Raw genomic sequence first — 22,172 nt, 5'->3', positions numbered from 1 at the left:
GCACCATGTTCAAGAAAATACTCATAGCCAACCGCGGCGAGATCGCTTGCCGCGTGATTGCCACCGCGAAGAAGATGGGCATCGCCACCGTGGCGGTGTATTCGGAGGCCGACAAGGAAGCGCGCCACGTGCAGCTGGCCGATGAGGCCGTGTTGCTCGGGCCGGCGCCCTCGCGCGAGTCCTACCTGGTGGCCGACAAGATCATTGCGGCCGCCAAACAGACCGGCGCGCAGGCCATCCACCCGGGCTACGGCTTCCTGTCGGAAAACGAAGCCTTTGCCCGCCGCGTGGAAGAAGAGGGCATGGCCTTCATCGGCCCCAAACACTTCAGCATTGCGGCCATGGGCGACAAGATCGCGTCCAAGAAGCTGGCGAATGCGGCCAAGGTCAACACCATTCCGGGCTGGAACGATGCCATCGAGAGCGCCGAGCGCGCGGTGGAGATCGCCAGGGACATCGGCTACCCGGTGATGATCAAGGCCAGTGCCGGTGGCGGTGGCAAAGGCTTGCGCGTGGCCTTCAACGACAAGGACGCCTTTGAAGGCTTCACCAGCTGCCGCAACGAGGCGCGCAACAGCTTCGGCGACGACCGCATCTTCATCGAGAAATTCGTACAGGAGCCGCGCCACATCGAGATCCAGGTGCTGGGCGATTCGCACGGCAACGTGATCTATCTGAACGAGCGCGAGTGCTCCATCCAGCGCCGCCACCAGAAGGTGATCGAGGAGGCGCCGTCGCCCTTCATTTCAGATGCCACGCGCAAGGCCATGGGCGAGCAGGCCGTGGCGCTGGCCAAGGCGGTGAACTACCAGAGCGCCGGCACGGTGGAGTTTGTGGTCGGCAAGGACCAGGACTTCTATTTCCTGGAGATGAACACGCGCCTGCAGGTGGAGCACCCGGTGACCGAGTGCATCACCGGTCTCGATCTGGTGGAGCTGATGATCCGCGTGGCGGCCGGCGAGAAGCTGCCGCTGACGCAAGCCGACGTCAAACGCGAGGGCTGGGCGATCGAGTGCCGCATCAATGCGGAAGACCCGTTTCGCAATTTCCTGCCCAGCACCGGGCGCCTGGTGAGGTTTGCGCCACCCGCGCAGAGCATGTGGCAAGGCAACACGGCTGATCTCCAAGGCGTGCGCGTGGACACCGGCGTGCAGGACGGTGGCGAGATCCCGATGTTCTACGACTCGATGATCGCCAAGCTGATCGTGCACGGCAAAGACCGGCTGGAGGCGATCACCAAGATGCGCGAAGCGCTCAACGGATTCGTCATTCGAGGTATCAGCAGCAACATTCCGTTCCAGGCCGCGCTGCTGGCGCACCCGAAATTCGTGGCCGGTGACTTCAACACCGGCTTCATTGCGGAGCACTACGGCCATGGCTTCCGCGCTGAAGATGTGCCGCACGACGATGCCGACTTTCTGGTGGCGCTGGCCGCTTTTGTGCGCCGCAAGTCGCGCGAGCGCGCGGCGGGTCTGTCGGGCCAGTTGCCTGGCTACGGCGTGAAGGTCGGGCATGACTTCCGTGTGATCGTGCTGGGCGCCACGGGGGAGCACCTCTACAAGCCGGTGCATGTGGACGAGGTGGTGGGTCAACTCGGCTCGGCGCTGGTCACGGTGGATGGCAAGCGTTATGCCATCAGCAGCCCTTCGCGCCTGAACGACATCTGCATCACTGGCGAATGCAACGGCCAGCCTTTCACTGCGCAGATCGAGCGCGGCACGCCACGCAACCCGCTGGCGCTGGTGGTGCAGCACAACGGCACGCGCATCGAGACCATGGTGGTCTCGCCGCGCATGGCCGAGCTGCATGCTTTGATGCCGTTCAAGGCGGCGGCCGACATGAGCAAATATGTGCTCTCGCCAATGCCCGGTCTGCTGGTGGAGGTGGCGGTGCAGCCGGGCCAGAAAGTGCAGGCGGGCGAGCGCGTGGCGGTGATTGAAGCCATGAAGATGGAGAACGTGTTGTTCGCGGCGGCCGATGGCGTGGTGGGCAAGGTGCTCGCTTCTAGGGGCGAATCGCTCGTGGTCGACCAGCCCATCGTCGAGTTCGAATGAACCTGGCAGGGGCTGCTGCCCCACAGACAGCGGGCTTTGAATTGCGCTACCCTGCAAGTCACGTCGACTCTGAAGGGAACTGCATGCGACAAGGTTTGGCTTTCGCGCTGGGGTACCTGCGTAATCCAAGGCGCGTGGGTGCCATCGCTCCGGCCTCCAGAGCCCTGGCGCAAGCCATCCTGAGCGAGGTGATGCGGTCCGCGCCCGGGACCTTGATCGAGGTGGGCGCCGGCACCGGGGCCATCACCCGGGCCCTGCTGCCGGCCTTGGCCCATGTTGATCGCTTCATGGTGATCGAGCGCGACCCCGGCTTTGCCCAGCTGCTGCGCAGAAGCTTTCCCGATCTGGAGGTGCTCAACCATTGCGCCTCCCGGCTCGATGCGCTGGCCATCGAAAAACGCAGTCCGGTCACTGTGGTGTCGTCCTTGCCCCTGCTGTCCATGACGCGGGATGAAGCGCATGGGTGTATCGATGCCATGGTGGCCTTGATCGAGAGCCGCCCGGGTTCGCGCCTGATCCAGTACACCTACGCGTCGCCCCACCTGCGGCCCTTCAAGGACATTCCCATCGGCTGGCGCTGGCGCCGGGCTGCTTCCATCTGGGCGAACCTGCCACCGGCCACCGTGTGGACGCTGGAGCAGGCCAGCCATCCCTCACACACCCACAACGGCTTTCATTGACGCATGAGCACATCGGTATCCCCCATCCGCCCTTTCAAGGTACTGGGCATCCAGCAGATCGCCATCGGCGGGCCTGACAAGCAGCGCCTGCAGAAGCTCTGGGTCGAGATGCTCGGCCTGGAGGTCACTGGCCACTTTCGCAGCGAGCGTGAGAACGTGGACGAGGACATCTGCGCCATCGGCAGCGGACCGTTCAAGGTCGAGGTCGACCTGATGCAGCCGCTGGACCCCGACAAGAAGCCTGCGGTGCACGCCACGCCGCTCAACCACATCGGCCTGTGGATTGACGACCTGCCCACTGCGGTGGACTGGTTGAGCGCTCAGGGCGTGCGGTTTGCACCGGGCGGCATCCGCCAGGGGGCGGCGGGCTTTGACATCACCTTTCTGCACCCCAAAGCCAACGACGAATTCCCGATCGCCGGCGAGGGTGTGCTGATCGAACTGGTGCAGGCGCCGCCCGAGGTGGTCAGCGCGTTTGCCCGGCTCTCGGCCCAGCCGGCCTGAGCGGCCCAGCCCGCAGAACCCCGGAGCAAAGCTGGGTTTCTGCCGCTGTTTCGGGGAATGCGTGGGTTCCAGGCGACCTACGCTTGAGGTGTCCAGAGGCCATGCATCCGCGCAAGAGGCCTCACACCTCCGAGGAGCCGCCATGAACACGGTACCGACCCGAGCAACGCCCGCCACCGCATCCACTCCAGCCCAGGCACCGCTGAGCCGCCGCGCGCTCGATGCGACGCAGATCTGGCCCCACGACCTGCTCGAAGCCTTCTGCCTGCGCATGTCCAGCCACGGCATGTGCGTGAGCCGCGCCCTCATGCAGCACGACCGCCGCTACGGTCTGGAGCAACTCTCGCACGCTCACAACATGGCCGATGACGCGCTTCGCGTGATGGCGGTGCAGCTGTTCCGGCATTTTGAAGCGCGTCAATCGGGGATTTCCGGTCCCCATTGAGAGCGGGCCGTGTCTCAAGCCAGCGCCGTTCTGGCCGATAGCAATGCAACCCCATAGAGGAGACACACGCACATGTCCGGCTTTCATCCTTTGTCCCCAGGCGTCTGGCTGATGCGCCGCCTGCGCCTGCGCGGCAAGTTGCTGCTGCTGGCCGCCTCCTCACTGCTGCCGCAGGTGGTCGCCTGGGGGTTCTCCGGACTGCCTTCGGCGAGCGCCTGGGTGCTGGGCATTGAGCTCGGTGGCGCTGCCGTGCTGGTCTACCTCATGCTCAGTTTCTATGTCAGTTTCATGAGCGACTTTCGGCAGGTGCTGGGCAGCATGGAGCAGACCGCCTCGGGCAACTTGCGCGCCGTGCTGAAGGTGCGAGGCAGCGACGAACTCGCCGATCTCACCCGCTTGCTCGACCGCATGGTCGGCAACCTCTCGGCCATGGTGGCCGAGGTGCGCAGCAACTCCGCCCTGGTGGCTCACGCCGGCAAGAGCCTGGCCACCGGCAACCGCGATCTGGCCGACCGCACCGAACAACAGGCCGCCAATCTGGAGCAGACCGCGGCCAGCGTGCAGGAACTCTCCAGCACGGTGCAGCAAAACGCCCAGACCGCCGGCGACTCCGACAGCCAGGCCGCGCAGGTGCGCGACGTGGCGGAGTCGGGTGCTCAGTCGATGGGCCGCGCGGTGGAGTCGGTCGAGGGCATTCAGAAGAGCGCGCAGCAGATGAACGAGATCATCGGCGTGATCGACAGCCTGGCGTTTCAGACCAACATCCTGGCGCTGAACGCGGCAGTGGAAGCTGCTCGCGCGGGCGAACAGGGCAGGGGGTTTGCGGTGGTGGCGGCCGAGGTCCGCTCGCTGGCCCAGCGCTCGGCTGCGTCCGCCAAGGAAATTCGACAGCTCATCGAGGCCTCGCGCCAGCAGGTGGAGGCCAGCGTGGTGCAGATCCGCACCGCAGGCAGCAGCATCCAGCAGATCGCCAACGGCGTGCGCGGCGTGGCGGCCAACATGTCGCTGATCTCGGCCTCCAGCGCCGAACAGAGCACCGGACTGAGTGAAATTTCATCGGCCGTCTCGCAGCTCGACGAGATCACCCAGCGCAATGCACAGATGGTCGAGCGCGCCGTGGCGCAGGCCGACCAACTGGAGCAGCGGGCGGCACACCTCTCCAAGGCGGTGTCGTCCTTCATGTTGCAGCAAGGCACGGCCGAAGAAGCCATGGCGCTGGTGGACAGGGCGCAGGCCATGCGCCAGCAGCGCGGGCGCGAAGCCTTCGTGCGCGAGATCACCACGCCCACCAGCGGTTTCCACGACCGCGACATGTATGTCTTTGCGCTCGACAAGAGCGGTGTCTATCGCTCGTTCGGCGGCAAGCCCGAGAAGGTGGGCAGCCGCGTGCAGGACATTCCCGGCATCGACGGTCAGGCCCTGCTGAACGCCATCGTGTCGCAGGCCGAAACCGCGCCGGGCTGGGTCGAGTACGACATCGGGAACCCGGCCAACGGCAGCATCCAGGCCAAGATGTCGTATGTGGTGAAGGTCGACGAACTCTACGTGGGCTGCGGCGTCTACAAGACCGCGGCCGCTCGCCAGGCGGCCTGATTCGGTCGATGCCTCAGACGCTGGTGCGCCTGGCCCTGGCCCGGGCGAGCGCGGCCTCGATCACGGATCGCTTCTTGTCCAGCAGCGCCTCGTTGGTGATCCGCGAATGCGCGGCCAGGTCGGTCAGCTTCTCTTTCGCCTTGGCCTCCAGCCGATCGTCGTGTTCCCGCTTCTCGCGAGCGAGTCGCGTCTGCCTTGCCTGGTAGCGCGCCTGGCCTTGCCGCGCCTGCTCGGCCGTCCAGGCCTGCCAGCCGGTGCGCTCGCCACTGACGATCTCCAGCGAAATGCAGTCCACCGGGCACACCGGCAAACACAGCTCGCACCCGGTGCAAGCGGGTTCGATCACGGTGTGCATGCGTTTGTTGCTGCCCACGATGGCGTCGGTGGGGCAGACCTTGATGCACAAGGTGCAGCCGATGCACCAGGCCTCATCGATCACGGCGACCGTCACAGGGCCTTCAATGCCGTTGTGCGGGTTCAGGGGTTTGAAGACCTGCCCCGTGATCGCGGCCAGCCGCTCGATGCCCTCGGCTCCACCGGGTGGGCACTGGTTGATGTCGGCACCGCCATCGGCAATGGCCAGCGCGTAGCTCGCGCAGTCGGGATAGCCGCAGCGCGTGCACTGGGTTTGCGGCAGGGCGGCGTCAATGCGCCGTGCGAGGTCGTTCATGACGGCCAATATACCGGCGCCTGTACCGGTGCCGGGCTTCAGGTTTGAGTCTGCTCAGGCGGCGGTGTTGCGCGGCTTGCGGGTGGCCGGCGTCTTGGCTGCAGGCTTGGCCGCCGCTTTGGCAGGGGCGGCCTTGGACACCGCCTTGACTGCCGGCTTGGCCGGGGCCTTGACCGCGGCTTTCACGGGCTTGGGGGCGGCTGCCTTGACCACCACAGGTGCTGGCACCACCGTCGGCTGGTGAGCCTTCAGGAAAGTCTTGACCACAGGGTGTACCGCCTCGCGCCAGCGGCGGCCACTGAAGATGCCGTAGTGGCCCGCGCCTTGCGCTTCGTAGTGCATGCGATGCGTCTTGGGAATGCCGGTGCACAGTTCGTGCGCCGCTGCGGTCTGGCCGGAGCCCGAAATATCGTCGAGCTCGCCCTCAACCGTGAGCAGGGCGGTGTGCTGGATGTCTTGCGGGCGCACGCGCTCGAGCTTGCCTTGCGGGTTTTTCACGTCCCAGGTCCCGTTGACCAGCTTGAATTCCTGGAACACGGTCTCGATGGTCTGCAGGTAGTAGTCGGCATCCATGTCGAGCACGGCGTTGTACTCGTCGTAGAACTTGCGGTGGCTCTCGGCGCTGGAGTTGTCGCCTTTGATCAGGTCCTTGAAGTAGTCGTAGTGGCTCGACGCATGGCGGTCGGGGTTCATGGCCACGAAGCCGGTGTGCTGCAGGAAGCCGGGGTAGACGCGGCGGCCGGCGCCGGGGAAGCTGTCGGGCACGCGGTAGATCACGTTGTTCTCGAACCAGCTGTGGCTGCGCTGGGTGGCCAGGTTGTTCACGGCGGTGGGCGACTTGCGCGCGTCGATCGGGCCGCCCATCATGGTCATGGACAGTGGGGTGGTCTCACCCCGGCTGGCCATGAGCGACACGGCCGCCAGCACCGGCACGGTGGGCTGGCACACGCTGATCACATGGCAGTTGCCGTAGGCCTTTTGCAGGTGCCGAATGAACTCCTGCACGTAGTTCACATAGTCGTCGAGGTGGAATTCACCCTCGGACAGGGGCACCAGACGGGCATTTTTCCAGTCGGTGATGTAGACCTTGTGGTCTTTGAGCATGGTGCGCACCGTGTCGCGCAGCAGCGTGGCGTAGTGGCCAGAGAGAGGAGCCACGATCAGCACCACTGGCTCCCCCTTGAGCTTGGCCAGGGTGTGGGTGTCGTCAGAGAAACGTTTGAAGCGGCGCAATTCGCAGAACGGCTTGTCGATCTCGATGCGCTCGTGGATGGCGACTTCGATGCCGTCCACATCCACCGTGTGGATACCGAACACGGGCTTCTCGTAGTCCTTGCCCAGGCGGTGCATCAGGTCGTAGCCTGCAGAAACGCGCTGGGCCATCGGCAATTGGGCCAGGGGCAGGGCGGGGTTGGTGAACAGCTTGGCGGCCACTTCGGCCAGGTCCGCAAACGGCTCCATCATGGAGCGCTGGGTTTCGTAAATCTGGTAGAGCATGGGGGTCCGGCCTCGTTATGTTGCAGTGCAATATAGCAGCATGGGTGATCGAGCGTTAGCGTGATAACACCTAATTTACACGGCCATTTGTCACCTTCATGAAAGAATCAGGATCATCGCCGTTGGCTCCCGGCCAGACGGCAATCCACCTGCCACACACATGCCTGAAACCACCACCTCCCAATCCGGCCCCGACGCATCGGGCGATCTGCCGCTCACCCAGCGCATGCCCGTGCTGTTCGTGGGGCACGGCAGCCCGATGAATGCCATCGAGGACAACCGCTGGCACCAGAGCTGGCAGACGCTGGGCCGAGAACTGCTGGAGCGTGCGCAGCCGCCACGCTTGATCCTGTGCATTTCCGCCCATTGGCTCACGCCCGGCTGGCAACTCACGGCCATGAGCCAGCCGCGCACCATCCACGATTTCGGCGGCTTTCCGCAGGAGCTGTTTGACCAGCAGTACCCCGCACCGGGGTGGCCCGCAGCCGCCCGGTTGATCAGCCAGTCGGTCGCTCAGCCCGATTCAAGCCATCCCCTGGGCCTGGACGAGATCAGTTGGGGCCTGGACCATGGGGCGTGGTCGGTCCTCAAACCCATGTTCCCGCAGGCCAACATCCCGGTGATCCAGCTCAGCATGGACTACAGCCGACCTGCTGCCGAGCATTTCGCCATCGGCCGACAACTGTCGCAGCTTCGCGAGCGCGGCGTGCTGATCGTGGGCAGCGGGAACACGGTTCACAACCTGCGCACCATGCGCCGCGACGCGGCCGATAACCAGGCTTACGACTGGGCGATCGAGTTCGATCGCGTCACTGCTGATCACATTGTTCAAAGACGGCTGTCAGCGCTTTGTGATTTTCAGCAGCTGGGTGCCGTGGCGCAGATGGCGCATCCCAGCTGGGAGCATTACCTGCCCTTGCTGTACGCAGCGGGTGCGGTGCACGAAGACGATGAACCGCGCTTCTTCAACGAAGGCTTCCAAGGGGCTTCGATTGCCATGCGTTCCGTGCTCTGGGATTGAGCCGGGCAGGCAGCAAAAAAGCCGCTCAGGAGCGGCTTTCTCTTGGCATTCGTGGGCTCAGACCACTTTGGCGATGGCCTGGCAGACGTAGTCGAGGTTCTTGCTGTTGAGTGCTGCGACGCACATGCGGCCGGTATCGGTGCCATAGACGCCGAATTCGTTGCGCAGACGCACCATCTGGTCCTTGGTCAGGCCGGAGTAGCTGAACATGCCGATCTGGCTGGTGATGAAGCTCATGTCCTGCTTCACGCCGGCAGCCTTGAGGCCATCGACCAGCTTCTGGCGCATGGCCTTGATACGCACCCGCATCTCGCCCAGTTCCTTTTCCCACAATGCGCGCAACTCGGGGTTGTTGAGCACGGCCGCCACCACCGCGCCGCCGTGGATGGGCGGGTTGGAGTAGTTGGTGCGGATCGCAATCTTGAGTTGCGACAGCACGCGGGCGGTTTCCTCGGCGTTCTCGCACAGCACCGACAAGGCACCCACGCGCTCGCCGTACAGGCTGAAGCTCTTGGAAAACGACGTCGAGACGAAAAACACGAGGCCCGCGGCCACGAACTTGGCGATTACCGCACCGTCTTCCGAGATGCCGTGGCCAAAGCCCTGGTAGGCCATGTCGAGGAAAGGCGTGAGGCCGCGCGACTTGACCACCGCGATCACCTGGTCCCACTGGGCCGGCGTGATGTCGTAGCCGGTCGGGTTGTGGCAGCAAGCGTGCAGCACCACGATCGTGCCCGGTGCCGCAGCGTTCAGGCTGGCGAGCATGGCGTCGAAGTTCACGCCGCGCTTGTCGGCATCGTAGTAAGCGTAGGTTCCCACCTTGAACCCGGCATTGGTGAACAGCGCGCGGTGGTTCTCCCAGCTGGGATCGCTGATGAGCACGGTGGCCTCGGGGTTCAGGCGCTTCAGAAAATCAGCGCCGATCTTCAGGCCACCCGTGCCGCCGATGGCCTGCACGGTGGCCACCCGGCCAGATTTCACCGGCTCCGAATCCACGCCGAACACCAGGCCTTTGACGGCAGCGTCGTATGCGGCAATGCCGTCGATGGGCAGGTAGCCGCGCGCGGCGGGCTTGTCCATCATGGTCTTTTCAGCGCTCTGAACACATTGCAGCAACGGCAGCTTGCCGTTGTCGTCGAAATACACGCCCACACCCAGATTCACTTTGTTGGGGTTGGTGTCGGCGGCAAACTGTTCGTTCAGACCCAGAATAGGGTCGCGTGGTGCCATTTCGACGGCGGTGAATAAAGACATGCTGGGTTTCCTGGGGTTGATGACAAAACAGACCAGTATTTTAAGGTGGCGACTCGTGATTGATTGCTCGACTCGACTGGCGCCTTCTGTGCGTCAACGCACTTAGCAGCTACTAAATTCACTGCACTGTGTGACCTTCTTCACTTTGGTAACTTCGTCACACTTTGTCGGTAGTCAGTCCGATGAGGTGTGCGGTATATTCAAAAAGACCGTTAACTTTTATTAACATTTCACCGTGATTTTGAGGACGTGCCACATGCAAAAACATACTTCAGAACTCATGCGTCGCATTGCCGGAAGCGTTGCGCTGATGGCCGTGGTGTTGGCCGCCACAGGTTGCGCTACGCAAGGAGCCAATCCACCCGCACCGGTATTGGCTTCCAGCCCGGATTACAACTACATCGTGGGCCCGGGCGACACCTTGAACATCAATGTCTGGCGCAACCCGGAGCTGTCTTCTTCAGTGCCGGTGCGCCCCGACGGCAAGGTCTCCACTCCGCTGGTGGATGAGTTGGTGGCCCAGGGCAAGACCCCGACCCAGATCGCTCGCGACGTGGAAAAGGCGCTCGCCACGCTGGTGCGTGATCCGGTTGTCACGGTCATCGTGACCAGCTTCGTGGGCCCTTACAGCGAACAGATTCGTGTGGTGGGTGAGGCTACGAGGCCCCAGTTCCTCGCGTACAAGCAGAAGATGACGGTCATGGACGTGATGATTGCCGTGGGTGGTCTCACCGAATTTGCCGATGGCAACAAGGCCACGCTCATTCGTGCCAGCGACGGCAACAAGCGTTACAGCGTGCGTCTCCAGGATCTCGTCAAGCGCGGTGACATTTCCGCCAACGTGGAAATGCTGCCTGGTGACATTCTGATCATCCCCCAGGGTTGGTTCTGACCCTGCCTGTCCCGGCTTGAATCCACCCGCCCCGCGCGGGTGGAGTTTTTGAATTCTCACTGCCACAGGCAGTCGCTTGCATGCAAGACCTCATTCAACAGATCACGATTTTCCTCAGGGGAATGTGGAAGTACCGTCGGCTGGGCGTCGCTGTCGCCTGGCTGGTGGCGGCAGGCGCAGCCACCACCGTGCTTCTCATGCCTGACCGCTACGAGGCTTCAGCCCGCGTCTACGTGGACACCCAATCGATCCTGCGGCCCTTGATGGCCGGTCTGGCCATCCAGCCCAACATCGAGCAGCAGATCAACATGCTCAGTCGCACGCTCATCAGCCGCCCCACGGTGGAGAAACTGGTGCGAATGGCGGACCTTGACCTTGGTGCCAAATCCAAGGCAGAACAAGAGGCGTTGATTGCCCAGGTGACCGATTCGTTGTCCATCCGGTCGACGGGGCGCGACAACCTCTACACCCTGGCTTACCAGGGGGAAAGTCCAGAAAAGGCCTTGCGGGTGGTCCAGTCCCTGATGACGGTTTTCGTTGAGTCCAGCCTGGGCAGTTCCAAATCCGACTCGGACACGGCCCGGCGCTTTGTTGAGGAGCAGATCAAGAACTACGAGGCCCGACTGACCGAAGCCGAGACGCGTCTGAAGGAATTCCGACTGCGCAATCTCGACATCCAGTCGCAAGGCGGACTCGACACTGCTGGCCGTCTCGGTGAAACGACCAACACGCTCAACCAGGCAAGACTGGATCTTCGCGAGGCTGAAAGCGCAAGGGATGCAGCGCGCCGGCAGCTCGATGCCGCCAGAGCCGCCCAGCGTGCATCACCGTCGCAAGCGGGAAGCTCTTTCGCGACGCCAGACCTGGATGCACGAATTGATCCACTCAAGCGGAACCTGGACAGCCTCTTGCAGCGTTACACGGATCTCCACCCGGATGTCACCAACACGCGGCGCCTGATCAAGGAACTTGAAGAGCAGAAGCGCGAAGAAGTGGCCAAGATGCAGCGCGAGGCCGCCGCAAACCCCGGGCAGCCCGTTGCTGAAACCAATCCCGCACTGTTTGAACTCTCCCGCATCAACTCGGCGGCCGAAGTTCAGGTGGCATCCCTGCGGGCGCGGGTGGCTGAGTACGAGTCGCGCGTCAACCGCGCTCGCGAATCCATGAAGGTCGCGCCTCAGGTTGAAGCGGAGCAAGCGCAACTCAATCGAGACTATGAAATCAACCGCAAGAACTACGAAGATCTGGTGGCTCGGCGGGAGGCGCTCACCATGAGTGGCGAGCTGGAAAGCGCGTCCAGCGTGGCCGATTTCCGCGTGATTGACCCACCACGCGCCAATCCAAAGCCCGTGGCTCCGAACCGGGTCCTGTTGCTCCCCTTGGGGCTGCTTGGCGCGTTGGCTGCTGGTTTGGGTGTGACCTTCCTCATGAGCCAGATCCGGCCGGTGTTTTTCGATGCGAACTCGCTGAGGATTGCTACCGACCTTCCATTGCTGGGCGTGGTGACCCTCGTGAAAAACGATGTCGTGAAACGGCGCGAAGCGCGCAGCTTGTACCGTTTCACCGGTTCCGTGGTTGCCTTGGTTGTTGTTTTCCTGATCGGCATGGCCTATCTGGCCTACCGATCAGGCTTTGGAAGGTAGTCCCGAATCATGTCCAGTTTGATTGAAAAAGCCGCCCAACGCTTGGAGCAACTTCGCCAGGCTGGCGTGGAGATGGCACCGGCGCAGCAGGCCGCCGACGAGCCAACTCTCGCAGCCGCAGCCGCGCCATTGCCTGCCTCGCCGGCGCCGGCGCCGGCCGTGGTTGCCCAGATCTCGTCCCCCGAGGTGGATCGCACCTCAAAGTTTGTGCATCTCGATGTGGAGAGCCTTGCGCTCGCTGGCTTCGTGACGCCCAATGCCCCCCGCGCCGCCATTGCTGATCAGTTTCGTGTCATCAAGAGGCCCTTGCTGGCCAATGCCACTGGCAAGGGCGCAGCGCCTGTGGCAAACGGAAACCTCATCATGGTGACCAGCGCCATGCCGGGGGAGGGCAAGAGCTTCTCGGCCGTGAACCTGGCCATGAGCATGGCCATGGAGTTGGACTACCGCGTGTTGCTTGTGGATGCTGATGTGTCACGTCCCTCGCTGCGCAAGGTGTTCAACCTGCCGGCCGGGCCGGGCCTGATGGACCTGTTGATCGACAACAAGATCAAGATGGCCGACGTCCTGTTGCGAACCAACGTGGACAAGTTGAACCTGTTGCTCAGTGGCACACCGCATCCCCGTGCGACCGAACTGCTGGCCAGTGACGCCATGACGGCCTTGATTGAAGACCTTGGCCGGCGGTACCCGGATCGCATCATCATTTTTGATTCGCCCCCGCTCCTGTTGACCACAGAAGCCCGGGTGCTCGCGTCTCACATGGGGCAGATCCTGATGGTTGTCCATGCGGAAAAAACCTTGCGCTCCCAGGTCCTTCATGCGCTCACCACCATCGATGCGTGTCCTGTCAAGCTGTTGATGTTGAACCAGGCGCGCGGTGGCGATCAAGACGCGTATGGCTATGGTTACGGCTACGGGTTTGGCTATGGGCAGTCGGCCAGCCAGGCCGCCGAATCCAACGTGCAGGTGTCTTCTGCATCATGAAAATCACCGAGAGGGCACGTTGATGAAAAGAACGCACCCGAGGGCATTGGCCATGCCCAAGTGCTCGGCCACCATGCTCGGTTGTGTGGCGCTGCTGGGCATGCTGGCGGGCGAATCCTTTGCGCAGGCGGCGGGCGACGCTGAGCCCTCCGGCACAACGCGACCGACCACCTGGATCGAACCCAGTGTGTCGGTGGGCGCGACCTTGTCGTCCAACGGCAACGCGTCCAGCGCAAACTCACGAAGCGAATTGGCGTTGGACGTTTCGCCGGCTTTGAAGGTGGTGATGAACACGCCCAGGGTAAAGGGCTTTGTGGATTACTCCCTCAGTGCCACGTATTACCTGCAGGGCAACTCGCGCAACCGCATTGGCAACCGGCTCAATGCCGACGGCACGGTTGACGTGTGGGACGGAAAAGCCTTTGTGGACGTGTCGGGCTCCATTTCCGATGAGGCCATTTCGGCCTTTGGCCCTCAGACGCTCACAGGCTTGTCGGACACGAACCGCTCCGAGACCTCCGTTTACAGAATTTCTCCCCACATCGGCGGCACCATTGCTGGCGTGATGGACTACCAGCTGCGTTACGCATTGCAGACCGTCAACACGAGCACCTCGCTGCGTTCGGACTCCACCAGCCAGGTGCTGTCCATGCGTTTGGGAAGCCGGCCGGTCGGCCAGTTTCTGGGTTGGTCGGTGGATGCCATGTCCCAGGTCAACGATTATTCAATCGGTCGCGATACCCAATCCGACATTGCCCGGGCCAACCTGTTCATTCTGGCCTCACCGCAGTTGACGTTCTCACTCACCGCTGGTGTCGAAAGAAACGACATCATCACGTTGCAGCCAGCGTCCTACAACATCACAGGCGCCGGCATGGAGTGGCGGCCATCGCTGCAAACGAGCGTCTCGGTGGCTGTTGAAAACCGGTACTTTGGAACGGGCTACAACGTCGCGCTGGAGCACCGAACTGGACGAACCGTCTGGCGCTATGTGGCCTCTCGTTCGGCATCCGACAGCCCCACCCAGTCGGGCGCATTTTCGCGCGGCACCATCTACGACCTCCTGGACGCACTGCTGGAGCCTTTGCAGCCGGACCCGGTGCGCCGGGCCCAACTCGTTCAGCTGGAGTTGCTGCGATTGGGGCTGCCAGCCGACACCCCGGTCTTGCAGGACTTTCTGCGTTCGTCGGCCAGCCTGAACCAGACGCAGCAGTTGTCGGTGGCTTTGAGTGGCATTCGCAGCGTCGTGACGTTCACCTTGACGCGCAGCACCAGCAGCCGTCTCGATTCGTTCTTCACCGGGGGGGACGATTTCGACATCAACGACGACATTGCCCAGCAATCGTGGGGTGTCAATTACGCCCATCGGATCACTCCCCTGACGTCGTTCAATGCGGCTTTTCTCAACCAGAAGAGCACCGGCAATTCAGGAGCCTCCGGACGCCGCCAGACTGTTTCGGCGGGTCTCAGCACCCGTCTTGCGCCGAGAACCAACGGAATCGTTCAGGTTCAGTACGGGCGGTTCAACAACTCCGGCGGACCCTACACCGACGCTGCCATTTCCGCGCGCATCAACCACCGGTTCTGATCCATGTACGAAGCTTTTTACGGGCTGAGCAACAAGCCTTTTCAGCTCAACCCCGACCCCCGTTTTTATTACAGCAGCAAGCCCCACCGGCGTGCGCGTTCCTACCTTGTGTACGGCGTCATGCGCGGCGAGGGTTTCATCGTCATCACCGGTGAAGTGGGCGCGGGCAAGACCACCATCGTTCGTGACCTGCTCGACAGCCTGGAGAATGGATCGGTGGTGGCGGCGCACCTGGTGAGTACGCAGCTGGGGGCTGAAGACGCACTCAAGCTGGTCTGCGCGGCGTTTGGCGTGGCGGTGCGTGGAACCGGCAAGGCCGACATGCTGATGGCGCTGGAGGCCTTCTTCATCACCCAGACGACCCAGGGAAAGCGCTGCCTGTTGATCGTTGATGAGGCGCAGAACCTGCAGCCATTGGCGGTGGAAGAGTTGCGTATGCTCTCCAACTTCCAGTTTGGCGATCAGGCGCTGCTGCAGACCTTTCTGGTGGGGCAGCCCGAGTTTCGGGACATCCTGCAGGGACCCAGCATGCTGCAGCTTCGCCAACGTGTGACGGCACGCTGCCATCTGGGTCCTCTGGACGAGGAAGACACCCGCGCCTATGTGGAGCACCGCCTCAAGTGCGCTGGTGCTACCGACAAGCCCACCTTCGATCCGGCGGTCTTTGCTGCGCTGTACCAGCAATCCGGTGGCATTCCACGTCGCATCAATACCTTGTGTGATCGTTTGTTGCTGTTGGGCTACCTGTCGGAGACGACACACCTCACGCTTGACGCGCTCAATGAGGTGGTCGCCGAGATGCAGGTGGAAAATGCCGGGGCCCCTTCGCGGGTGGCAGAAGACCAGGAACGCTGGGCGCACCTGCCCAACGCCGGCATGAGCGCAGCCCCGACCTGGATGGCCGACGACATGGACCTGGCCGAGCTGGCGCTGGATCCAACGCTGGTGGACGGCATGAGCGACCAGCTCACCCGCGTGTCGGCCGAACAACTGAGCACCCGCTTGCTTCGCATGGAGCGCAGTGTGCTTCGTCAGGAACGCATCAGCCTTGAAATCCTGAGCTCGCTCAAGAAGATCGTCGCCGCCGCTCGCAAGCCACGCGCCACCGACCTGCCCAAGTGAACACCATGCTGGCTCGCTCGCTCATCACCAATGCCCTGACGATCGACGTCGAGGACTACTTTCAGGTCTCGGCGTTTGCACCCCACATCGACCGCGCCGATTGGGACAGCCGCGAATGCCGTGTCGAGCACAACATCGACCGCATCCTGAAACTGCTGGACGACGAACAGACCAAGGCCACGTTCTTCACGCTGGGCTGGGTGGCCGAACGTTACCCGCAGATGGTGCGACGCATCGTGAGCGAAGGCCACGAGCTCGCCAGCCATGGGTACGGTCACCAGCGGGCTTCCGACCTCACGGAAACAGAATTCTTTCAGGACGTGTCGCACGCCAAAGCGCTGCTGGAAGACATTGGCGGACAACGGGTGCAGGGATACCGTGCGCCGAGTTTCTCCATCGGCACGGGCAACCTTTGGGCGCTTGACACCTTGCTGCGTGCCGGCTACCGATACAGCTCGAGCATCTACCCCGTCAAGCACGACCACTACGGCATGCCCGATGCCCCGCGCTTTGCGCACCAGATTCGCGAAGGCCTGATGGAGGTTCCCCCCACCACCTTGCGTTTGTTCAACCGCAACCTGCCGTCCAGTGGCGGTGGCTATTTCCGCCTGCTGCCCTACGCCTTGTCGCGCTGGATGCTGCAGCAGGTCAATCAGCGCGACGCCGAGTCCGCGATCTTTTACTTTCACCCTTGGGAGATTGATCCCGATCAGCCGCGTGTGCCCGGCATCAGTCTGAAAACGCGCTTTCGGCATTACGTGAACATCGGTCGAACCGAGCAACGACTGGCTCTCCTGCTCCAGGATTTCCGCTGGGGCCGCATGGACGACATCTTCCTGAAAGACCATGCGCCAGATCGTTCGACAGGGGTGCCCGTTGTCTGACCGCGGCGCCCTGCAGATTCAGCGCCTGGACAGCTCCCAACCCGACCAGGTCGCCCGATGGGAGGCTTTTGTCGCTCGGTGTCCCAACGCCACTTTTTTCCACCGGGCGGGTTGGCAAACCATCATTCGTGATGTGTTCCGTCATCCCACGCACTTCCTCTTTGCCGAGCAAGATGGCGAGATCCTGGGTGTGCTGCCCCTGGCCCATGTGAACAGCCGGCTCTTTGGCAACGCACTCACGGGTCTGCCCTTTGCTGTGTACGGCGGCGTGGCCTCCGAATCGGCGGCCGCTGCCCTCGCGCTCGAGTCCGAAGCACAGCGCCTGGCCATCGAGCTGGACACCGATCATCTGGAGCTCCGTCACATCGAACGCCGCCACACCGACTGGCCGGTGCAGGAGCTCTATGTCACCTTCCGCAAGGCGATCCTGCCCAAAGAAGAAGACAACATGCTGGCCATTCCGCGCAAACAGCGCGCCATGGTGCGCAAAGGCATCAAGAACGGATTGACCTCCCAGGTGGACGCGAATGCCGACCGCTTCTTTGCCCTGTACGCCGACAACGTGCACCGCCACGGCACGCCCGCGTTTCCCAAGCGTTACTTCCAGGCCCTGATGCAGACGTTTGGGCGTGACTGCGAAGTGTTGACCGTGAGTTCGGCCGAAGGCCGTCCCCTCTCCAGCGTGCTGAGCTTTTACTTCCGGGACGAGGTTTTGCCGTATTACGCGGGCGACGATGAGGCGGCTCGTGACCTCGCGGCCAACGACTTCAAATACTGGGAGCTCATGCGCCTGGCCTGCGCGCGCGGGCTCAAGGTGTTCGACTACGGTCGCAGCAAGGAAGGCACCGGGCCTTATGCGTTCAAGCGCAACTGGGGCTTTGAGCCCACACCGCTGAACTACGAATACCGCCTCTACAAGCGCGAGAGCATTCCGCAGAACAATCCGGCCAACGCCAAATACAAGCTGCTGATCGCCACCTGGCGTCGCATGCCGCTGGGTCTGGCCAACTGGCTGGGCCCGTTCATCGTGCGCAACCTCGGCTAAGCAGGAACCCCATGGCCAACCTGCTGTACCTTGTCCACCGTTTGCCGTATCCACCCAACAAGGGCGACAAGGTGCGCTCGTACCACCTGTTGCGCCACCTGTTGCAGCGCCATCGGGTATTTCTCGGCACCTTCATCGACGACCCGGACGACGAGCAACACCTGCCAACGCTCAAGGCCCTATGCCCGGATTTGCACGTCGAACGCATCGTGCCGCGCACAGCCAAGCTCAAGAGTCTGGCCGGCCTGCTCACGGGCGAAGCACTCACCTTGGCCTACTACCGCAGTGCAGGCATGCAGCAATGGGTGCAGGCAATGGCCAACCAGCACAATCTGCAGGCCAGCGTCGTGTTTTCATCCGCCATGGCGCAGTACGCCCAGCCGCTCGCACCGCAGGTGCCGATGCTGGTGGACTTTGTCGATGTGGATTCGGCCAAATGGACGCAGTACGCCCCGGCACACCGTTGGCCCTTGTCGATGCTCTACCGGCGCGAGGGGCAGAGACTGCTGGCGTATGAACGTGAGGTGGCCGCCCAGGCCCGCCGCTCCTATTTCGTCACGCCCAACGAAACCGCCTTGTTTGTTTCTCAGGCTCCCGAATGTCGCGACAAGGTCCAGTCCTTGAGCAATGGCGTGGATGCCGATTTTTTCGCATCCGACCCCCAGCGACCCAGCCCCTTTGCGCCTGACGAACAGGCGGTGGTCTTCACCGGCGCCATGGATTACTGGCCCAACATCGACGGCGTGAGCTGGTTCGTCGCCGAGATGCTCCCGCGCTTGCGCGCCCACTGGCCACGCGCACGGTTCTACATCGTGGGCCGCAGCCCTACGGCCCAGGTGCAGGCGCTGGCCGGTGAGCATGTGGTGGTCACCGGCACGGTACCCGACGTGCGCCCCTACCTTCAGCACGCCGCTGCCGTGGTGGCACCTTTGCGCGTGGCGCGCGGTATTCAAAACAAGATCCTCGAGGCCATGGCCATGCAACAGGCTGTGATCACCGTCAACAGTTGTGCTGACGCCATTGGCGCAACGCCAGAGCAGGGACTGCTGCGCGCCGAAACGCCCGATGGGTTCGTGCAGGCCTTGCAGCCTTTGCTGGATATCCCCGGTCATGCAGCCGAGGTGGGCTTGCGTGCCAGGGCCTATGTCGAGCGAGGCTTCAGCTGGCAGGCTCACCTCAGCGGCATCGATGCCTGCCTGGCAGAACTCCCGAGCGTTCTCGCCGTGTCTTCTCCGGAGCCATCCCTTCATGTCTGACACTCCACGACTCCCGGCGCACTGGCGCACACCGCTGGCTGCTCTGGCGCTGTTGCTGCTGGCCATCCTCGGGTTGTATGCCCACACGGCCAGCGGCATGGTGGCGATCTGGTGGCGCTCAGACACCTACGCGCACGGGTTCGTGGTGCCTGTCATATCGCTGTGGCTGATCTGGCGCATGCGCTTTGACCTGGCCCCCCTGCAGCCGCGCCCCAGCCCACTGGCCTGGCTGCTGTTGCTGGGGGCCGCCGGTCTGTGGCTGGCCGGCGATCTGGTGGCGGTGAACGCAGCGACACAACTGGCTCTGGTGATGCTCCTGGTGCTGACCGTGCCGGCCGTGCTGGGATGGCGGCTTGCCTGGGCCATGGCCTTTCCCTTGGGTTTCCTGTTTTTTGCCGTCCCCATAGGCGATTTCATGTTGCCCCAGCTGATGGAATGGACCGCGAGCTTCACCATCCTGGCCTTGCGCCTGAGCGGCGTGCCGGTGTACCGCGAGGGTCTGCAGTTCATCATCCCGTCGGGCTCGTGGTCGGTGGTCGAGGCCTGCAGTGGCATCCGCTACATGATTGCGTCCGTCACCGTGGGCTGCCTGTTTGCCTACCTGAGCTACAAGAGCCTGACCAAACGCGTGATCTTCGTGGGTGTGGCGATCCTGGTGCCACTGGTGGCCAACTGGCTGCGCGCCTACATGATCGTGATGCTCGGCCACCTCTCAGGCAACGAGCTGGCCACCGGGGTGGACCACTTGATCTACGGATGGCTGTTCTTTGGCCTGGTGATTCTGGCCATGCTGTTTGTGGGCGCCCGCTGGGCCGATGCGCCCGAACCGTCGACCGCACCTTTGGCCCAGGGCCGTACCGTGCTGGCCAATCAGCGAAAACTTTCTCCCGGAATCGCCGCCCTGGCTGCGCTCTTGATCGTGGCGTCACCCCATCTGCTGGAGCGCCTGCTCGCGCTCGGAAGCAACAGCAGCCCTGTGGTTCTGTCGGTGCCTGCGGCGAACGCGCCATGGCAAACCGCTGCCCAGCCCCCGAGCAACTGGACACCCGCCTTCCAGTTTCCTGCGGCCACGAGCCACACCGGTTACGTTGGTCCCCAAGGACAGGCCGTGGGTGTTCACCTGACCTACTACCGCGCGCAGAACTACGAACGCAAGCTGGTGAGCTCCGAGAATCTGTTCGTCGCCAGCAAGGGCGATGGATGGGCACAGGTGTCTGAAGGGAGCGCCGAGACCCGGTTGGCGGACCAGCCGTTGACGGTCTCGGCGGCCACCCTGCGGCAGCAGGCCGGAGGCCTGGTGGCCAATGGTCTTCGCTTGCAGGCTTGGCGTTTTTATTGGGTCAACGGGCGTTTCACCGCCAGTGACGTTCAAGCCAAGTTGCAAGGCGCGCTGTCGCGACTGACGGGGCAGGGCGACGACGGCGCGATCGTGGCCATTTATGCGCCACTCGATGCCAGCCTGTCCGAAGCCGAAGCGCGCTCGGCGGCCAATCAAACGCTGACCGACTTCCTGCGCGTCCATGGCACCAGCCTCGAAGAGGCACTGAAGCGCACGCGACTCGTGCCTTGACGACATGGGACACACCGGTTCGCCCACAGCCTGCCTGTCGCACCCGCCGTGTGCCTCCCGGCGCGGCCACGGTTCAGGTCGCCGGGACCTCGACGTGACTGATCACGTAGCGGTACTTGCCGGACTTTTCCGGTGGGATCTCGTCGACCAGGCGGATGTTGATGGTCACGTCCGCGCCCAGGCGAGCCTTGGCGCCGCTCTCGATGGTAGGCAGCAATGCCCGGTCAAAGTGCTCGTTGGTGACCAACAGGATGTGGGTCAGGTCGATGCTGTCCTGCACGATCTTGAATTGTTTGACGCCAGCCAGATCCCGCACGATGTAGATGAGCGACAAGCCGTGCATCACGGTGCCGTTGCGTGCCACCAGAAAGTCGGTGCTTCGCCCCTGAAGGTCTTTCAACAGCGGCAAGGTGCGACCGCATGCGCAAGCCTCATGGCCCAGCGCACCGATGTCGCCCGTCCGGTACCGGACAAACGGGAAATGGCGCGTGGCGAGGTGGGTGACGACAATCTCGCCACTCTCACCCTCGGGCAGCACCTGGCCTTGCGGGTCCACAATTTCCACGATCACGTCTTCGTGGGTCAGGTGCATGCCTCCTGATGGGCATTCGTGTGCAATGAAACCCGCATCCCTACCTCCATACCCATTCGCCACCGGGCAGTTGAACACCCGCTGGATCAATTCGCGCTGGTGGTCATACAAGCGCTCCGAGGTCACGAAGGCCACCTTGATGCCCAGCTTGTCCATCGGGATGTGGTGCGCCTCGGCGTGCCGCGCGATGTGCGCAAAAGCCGAGGGGTACCCAAACAGCATGGCCGGTCGCACGCTGCGGATTTTCTCGATGAATCCCGCCACCTTCTCCGGCGACATCTCAAATGCCGGCAGCAATTGCGTGCGCATGAGTGCGTCACGCCAGCGCCGGGCGCGGTCCTGCGAAGTCAGTTCGATGGGCGAGCCCCACAGCACGATTTCAGGATCGCCGATGTCCACGCCCCACCAGCGGGTGGCCCGCCATTTGGCGGCCACGTCGTGGCTCACCCGTTCCTTGCCGATGAAGAACACCAGCGGTTCACCACTGGATCCTCCGGTGTTGAAACGCGCCAGGTCGCTCGCCTCATCGGATTTCATGGCCTCGGTATGAGCACGAATCTCCGTCTTGGTCAGAAAGGGCAGGCGCTGCAGGTCGCGGCAACTGCTGATCGATCGCGGGTCAAAGCCCAGTCGGCCAAACAGTTCGCGGTAGTAGGGAACATGCTGCCCCGCGTGGTCGAGCAGGCTGCGCAAGCGCTTGACACGCAGGTCCTCGAGGCGATCCAGCGACCAGTACTGGCTGGCTTCCATCGCTTGCTTGACGCTCACCGTGGTGTGCTTTTTCAAGCGCTCCTGCATGGGAAAGATCAGATCCGAAATGAGGCGTGTGTGAAGAGTCATGCGCAAATGGTAGACGCCTCGATGCGGGCGCTGCG

The 22,172-nt window shown here is 63.0% G+C and carries 19 protein-coding genes; 15 read left to right on the top strand and 4 right to left on the bottom strand.

Features of this window, described 5'->3' with window-relative positions; translation table 11 throughout:
* The first annotated feature begins 5 nt into the window (after positions 1–5).
* From F9Z44_RS12050 to F9Z44_RS12030, 5 genes are all read left to right on the top strand, one after another.
* Complete coding sequence (locus F9Z44_RS12050; RefSeq protein ID WP_159606456.1) at positions 6–2,054, top strand: acetyl-CoA carboxylase biotin carboxylase subunit; 2,049 nt, start codon at positions 6–8, stop codon at positions 2,052–2,054.
* 83 nt (positions 2,055–2,137) lie between these two features.
* Positions 2,138–2,734 (top strand): class I SAM-dependent methyltransferase, encoded by a 597-nt coding sequence (locus F9Z44_RS12045; protein ID WP_159606454.1) that lies wholly within the window; start codon positions 2,138–2,140, stop codon positions 2,732–2,734.
* A gap of 3 nt (positions 2,735–2,737) precedes the next feature.
* Entirely contained in the window at positions 2,738–3,238 is a 501-nt protein-coding gene (locus F9Z44_RS12040; RefSeq protein WP_159606452.1) for a VOC family protein, read from the top strand.
* Positions 3,239–3,380: 142 nt separating this feature from the next.
* Entirely contained in the window at positions 3,381–3,683 is a 303-nt protein-coding gene (locus F9Z44_RS12035; protein ID WP_159606450.1) for a hypothetical protein, read from the top strand.
* 72 nt (positions 3,684–3,755) lie between these two features.
* Positions 3,756–5,276, top strand: coding sequence for a methyl-accepting chemotaxis protein (locus F9Z44_RS12030; protein WP_159606448.1), 1,521 nt, complete (start codon positions 3,756–3,758; stop codon positions 5,274–5,276).
* Between the two features lie 13 nt (positions 5,277–5,289).
* On the opposite strand, the gene rsxB is transcribed toward F9Z44_RS12030, so the two are convergent.
* The gene (rsxB, locus tag F9Z44_RS12025; protein ID WP_159606446.1) at positions 5,290–5,946 is read right to left on the bottom strand and encodes an electron transport complex subunit RsxB; all 657 of its coding nucleotides are present in this window, start codon (positions 5,944–5,946) and stop codon (positions 5,290–5,292) included.
* Between the two features lie 54 nt (positions 5,947–6,000).
* Positions 6,001–7,443: a polyhydroxyalkanoate depolymerase gene (locus F9Z44_RS12020; protein ID WP_159606444.1), complete on the bottom strand. Its 1,443-nt coding sequence runs from the start codon at positions 7,441–7,443 to the stop codon at positions 6,001–6,003.
* A gap of 160 nt (positions 7,444–7,603) precedes the next feature.
* On the opposite strand from F9Z44_RS12020, the gene ygiD reads away from it, so the two are divergent.
* A complete protein-coding gene (ygiD, locus tag F9Z44_RS12015) occupies positions 7,604–8,464 on the top strand; it encodes a 4,5-DOPA dioxygenase extradiol (protein ID WP_159606442.1) in 861 nt (286 codons plus the stop codon).
* 57 nt (positions 8,465–8,521) lie between these two features.
* Here ygiD and F9Z44_RS12010 read toward each other — a convergent pair whose 3' ends face one another.
* Positions 8,522–9,718, bottom strand: a complete 1,197-nt coding sequence (locus F9Z44_RS12010) for an amino acid aminotransferase (RefSeq protein WP_159606440.1) — start codon at positions 9,716–9,718, stop codon at positions 8,522–8,524.
* Between the two features lie 256 nt (positions 9,719–9,974).
* Here F9Z44_RS12010 and F9Z44_RS12005 point away from each other — a divergent pair, with 256 nt between their 5' ends.
* The 9 genes from F9Z44_RS12005 to xrtA all read left to right on the top strand — a co-directional run bounded on the left by F9Z44_RS12005 (position 9,975) and on the right by xrtA (position 20,705).
* Complete coding sequence (locus tag F9Z44_RS12005; protein ID WP_159606438.1) at positions 9,975–10,610, top strand: XrtA/PEP-CTERM system exopolysaccharide export protein; 636 nt, start codon at positions 9,975–9,977, stop codon at positions 10,608–10,610.
* An 80-nt stretch (positions 10,611–10,690) separates the two neighbouring features.
* The gene (locus tag F9Z44_RS12000) at positions 10,691–12,253 is read left to right on the top strand and encodes an XrtA system polysaccharide chain length determinant (protein ID WP_159606436.1); all 1,563 of its coding nucleotides are present in this window, start codon (positions 10,691–10,693) and stop codon (positions 12,251–12,253) included.
* Between the two features lie 9 nt (positions 12,254–12,262).
* On the top strand, positions 12,263–13,240 hold the full coding sequence (locus tag F9Z44_RS11995; RefSeq protein ID WP_159606434.1) for an XrtA-associated tyrosine autokinase: 978 nt from the start codon (positions 12,263–12,265) through the stop codon (positions 13,238–13,240).
* 85 nt (positions 13,241–13,325) lie between these two features.
* The gene (locus F9Z44_RS11990) at positions 13,326–14,828 is read left to right on the top strand and encodes a TIGR03016 family PEP-CTERM system-associated outer membrane protein (protein WP_162147755.1); all 1,503 of its coding nucleotides are present in this window, start codon (positions 13,326–13,328) and stop codon (positions 14,826–14,828) included.
* A gap of 3 nt (positions 14,829–14,831) precedes the next feature.
* The gene (locus F9Z44_RS11985) at positions 14,832–15,950 is read left to right on the top strand and encodes an XrtA/PEP-CTERM system-associated ATPase (protein ID WP_159606430.1); all 1,119 of its coding nucleotides are present in this window, start codon (positions 14,832–14,834) and stop codon (positions 15,948–15,950) included.
* Between the two features lie 5 nt (positions 15,951–15,955).
* Complete coding sequence (locus tag F9Z44_RS11980) at positions 15,956–16,834, top strand: XrtA system polysaccharide deacetylase (RefSeq protein WP_159606428.1); 879 nt, start codon at positions 15,956–15,958, stop codon at positions 16,832–16,834.
* Complete coding sequence (locus tag F9Z44_RS11975) at positions 16,797–17,879, top strand: FemAB family XrtA/PEP-CTERM system-associated protein (RefSeq protein ID WP_159606426.1); 1,083 nt, start codon at positions 16,797–16,799, stop codon at positions 17,877–17,879. Before F9Z44_RS11980 ends, F9Z44_RS11975 begins: the two co-directional genes overlap by 38 nt.
* Positions 17,880–17,890: 11 nt before the next feature.
* Positions 17,891–19,135, top strand: coding sequence for a TIGR03087 family PEP-CTERM/XrtA system glycosyltransferase (locus tag F9Z44_RS11970; protein WP_159606424.1), 1,245 nt, complete (start codon positions 17,891–17,893; stop codon positions 19,133–19,135).
* Positions 19,128–20,705 (top strand): exosortase A, encoded by a 1,578-nt coding sequence (gene xrtA / locus F9Z44_RS11965; protein WP_159606422.1) that lies wholly within the window; start codon positions 19,128–19,130, stop codon positions 20,703–20,705. Before F9Z44_RS11970 ends, xrtA begins: the two co-directional genes overlap by 8 nt.
* A 73-nt stretch (positions 20,706–20,778) precedes the next feature.
* Here xrtA and F9Z44_RS11960 read toward each other — a convergent pair whose 3' ends face one another.
* Positions 20,779–22,137, bottom strand: a complete 1,359-nt coding sequence (locus F9Z44_RS11960) for a phenylacetate--CoA ligase family protein (protein WP_159606420.1) — start codon at positions 22,135–22,137, stop codon at positions 20,779–20,781.
* Between the last annotated feature and the right edge of the window lie 35 nt (positions 22,138–22,172).

Source organism: Hydrogenophaga sp. PBL-H3, from assembly GCF_010104355.1.
GTDB lineage: Bacteria > Pseudomonadota > Gammaproteobacteria > Burkholderiales > Burkholderiaceae_C > Hydrogenophaga.
The sequence above is the reverse complement of the archived record's forward strand: the minus strand, read 5'-3'. Positions and strand labels throughout refer to the sequence as shown.

What these genes read in the sequence shown, in the direction of transcription:
- F9Z44_RS12050 (WP_159606456.1), top strand. Translation starts at nt 6, where the DNA reads ATGTTCAAGAAAATACTCATAGCCAACCGCGGCGAGATCGCTTGCCGC.
- F9Z44_RS12045 (WP_159606454.1), top strand. Translation starts at nt 2,138, where the DNA reads ATGCGACAAGGTTTGGCTTTCGCGCTGGGGTACCTGCGTAATCCAAGG.
- F9Z44_RS12040 (WP_159606452.1), top strand. Translation starts at nt 2,738, where the DNA reads ATGAGCACATCGGTATCCCCCATCCGCCCTTTCAAGGTACTGGGCATC.
- F9Z44_RS12035 (WP_159606450.1), top strand. Translation starts at nt 3,381, where the DNA reads ATGAACACGGTACCGACCCGAGCAACGCCCGCCACCGCATCCACTCCA.
- F9Z44_RS12030 (WP_159606448.1), top strand. Translation starts at nt 3,756, where the DNA reads ATGTCCGGCTTTCATCCTTTGTCCCCAGGCGTCTGGCTGATGCGCCGC.
- rsxB (WP_159606446.1), bottom strand. Translation starts at nt 5,946, where the DNA reads ATGAACGACCTCGCACGGCGCATTGACGCCGCCCTGCCGCAAACCCAG.
- F9Z44_RS12020 (WP_159606444.1), bottom strand. Translation starts at nt 7,443, where the DNA reads ATGCTCTACCAGATTTACGAAACCCAGCGCTCCATGATGGAGCCGTTT.
- ygiD (WP_159606442.1), top strand. Translation starts at nt 7,604, where the DNA reads ATGCCTGAAACCACCACCTCCCAATCCGGCCCCGACGCATCGGGCGAT.
- F9Z44_RS12010 (WP_159606440.1), bottom strand. Translation starts at nt 9,718, where the DNA reads ATGTCTTTATTCACCGCCGTCGAAATGGCACCACGCGACCCTATTCTG.
- F9Z44_RS12005 (WP_159606438.1), top strand. Translation starts at nt 9,975, where the DNA reads ATGCAAAAACATACTTCAGAACTCATGCGTCGCATTGCCGGAAGCGTT.
- F9Z44_RS12000 (WP_159606436.1), top strand. Translation starts at nt 10,691, where the DNA reads ATGCAAGACCTCATTCAACAGATCACGATTTTCCTCAGGGGAATGTGG.
- F9Z44_RS11995 (WP_159606434.1), top strand. Translation starts at nt 12,263, where the DNA reads ATGTCCAGTTTGATTGAAAAAGCCGCCCAACGCTTGGAGCAACTTCGC.
- F9Z44_RS11985 (WP_159606430.1), top strand. Translation starts at nt 14,832, where the DNA reads ATGTACGAAGCTTTTTACGGGCTGAGCAACAAGCCTTTTCAGCTCAAC.
- F9Z44_RS11980 (WP_159606428.1), top strand. Translation starts at nt 15,956, where the DNA reads ATGCTGGCTCGCTCGCTCATCACCAATGCCCTGACGATCGACGTCGAG.
- F9Z44_RS11975 (WP_159606426.1), top strand. Translation starts at nt 16,797, where the DNA reads ATGCGCCAGATCGTTCGACAGGGGTGCCCGTTGTCTGACCGCGGCGCC.
- F9Z44_RS11970 (WP_159606424.1), top strand. Translation starts at nt 17,891, where the DNA reads ATGGCCAACCTGCTGTACCTTGTCCACCGTTTGCCGTATCCACCCAAC.
- xrtA (WP_159606422.1), top strand. Translation starts at nt 19,128, where the DNA reads ATGTCTGACACTCCACGACTCCCGGCGCACTGGCGCACACCGCTGGCT.
- F9Z44_RS11960 (WP_159606420.1), bottom strand. Translation starts at nt 22,137, where the DNA reads ATGACTCTTCACACACGCCTCATTTCGGATCTGATCTTTCCCATGCAG.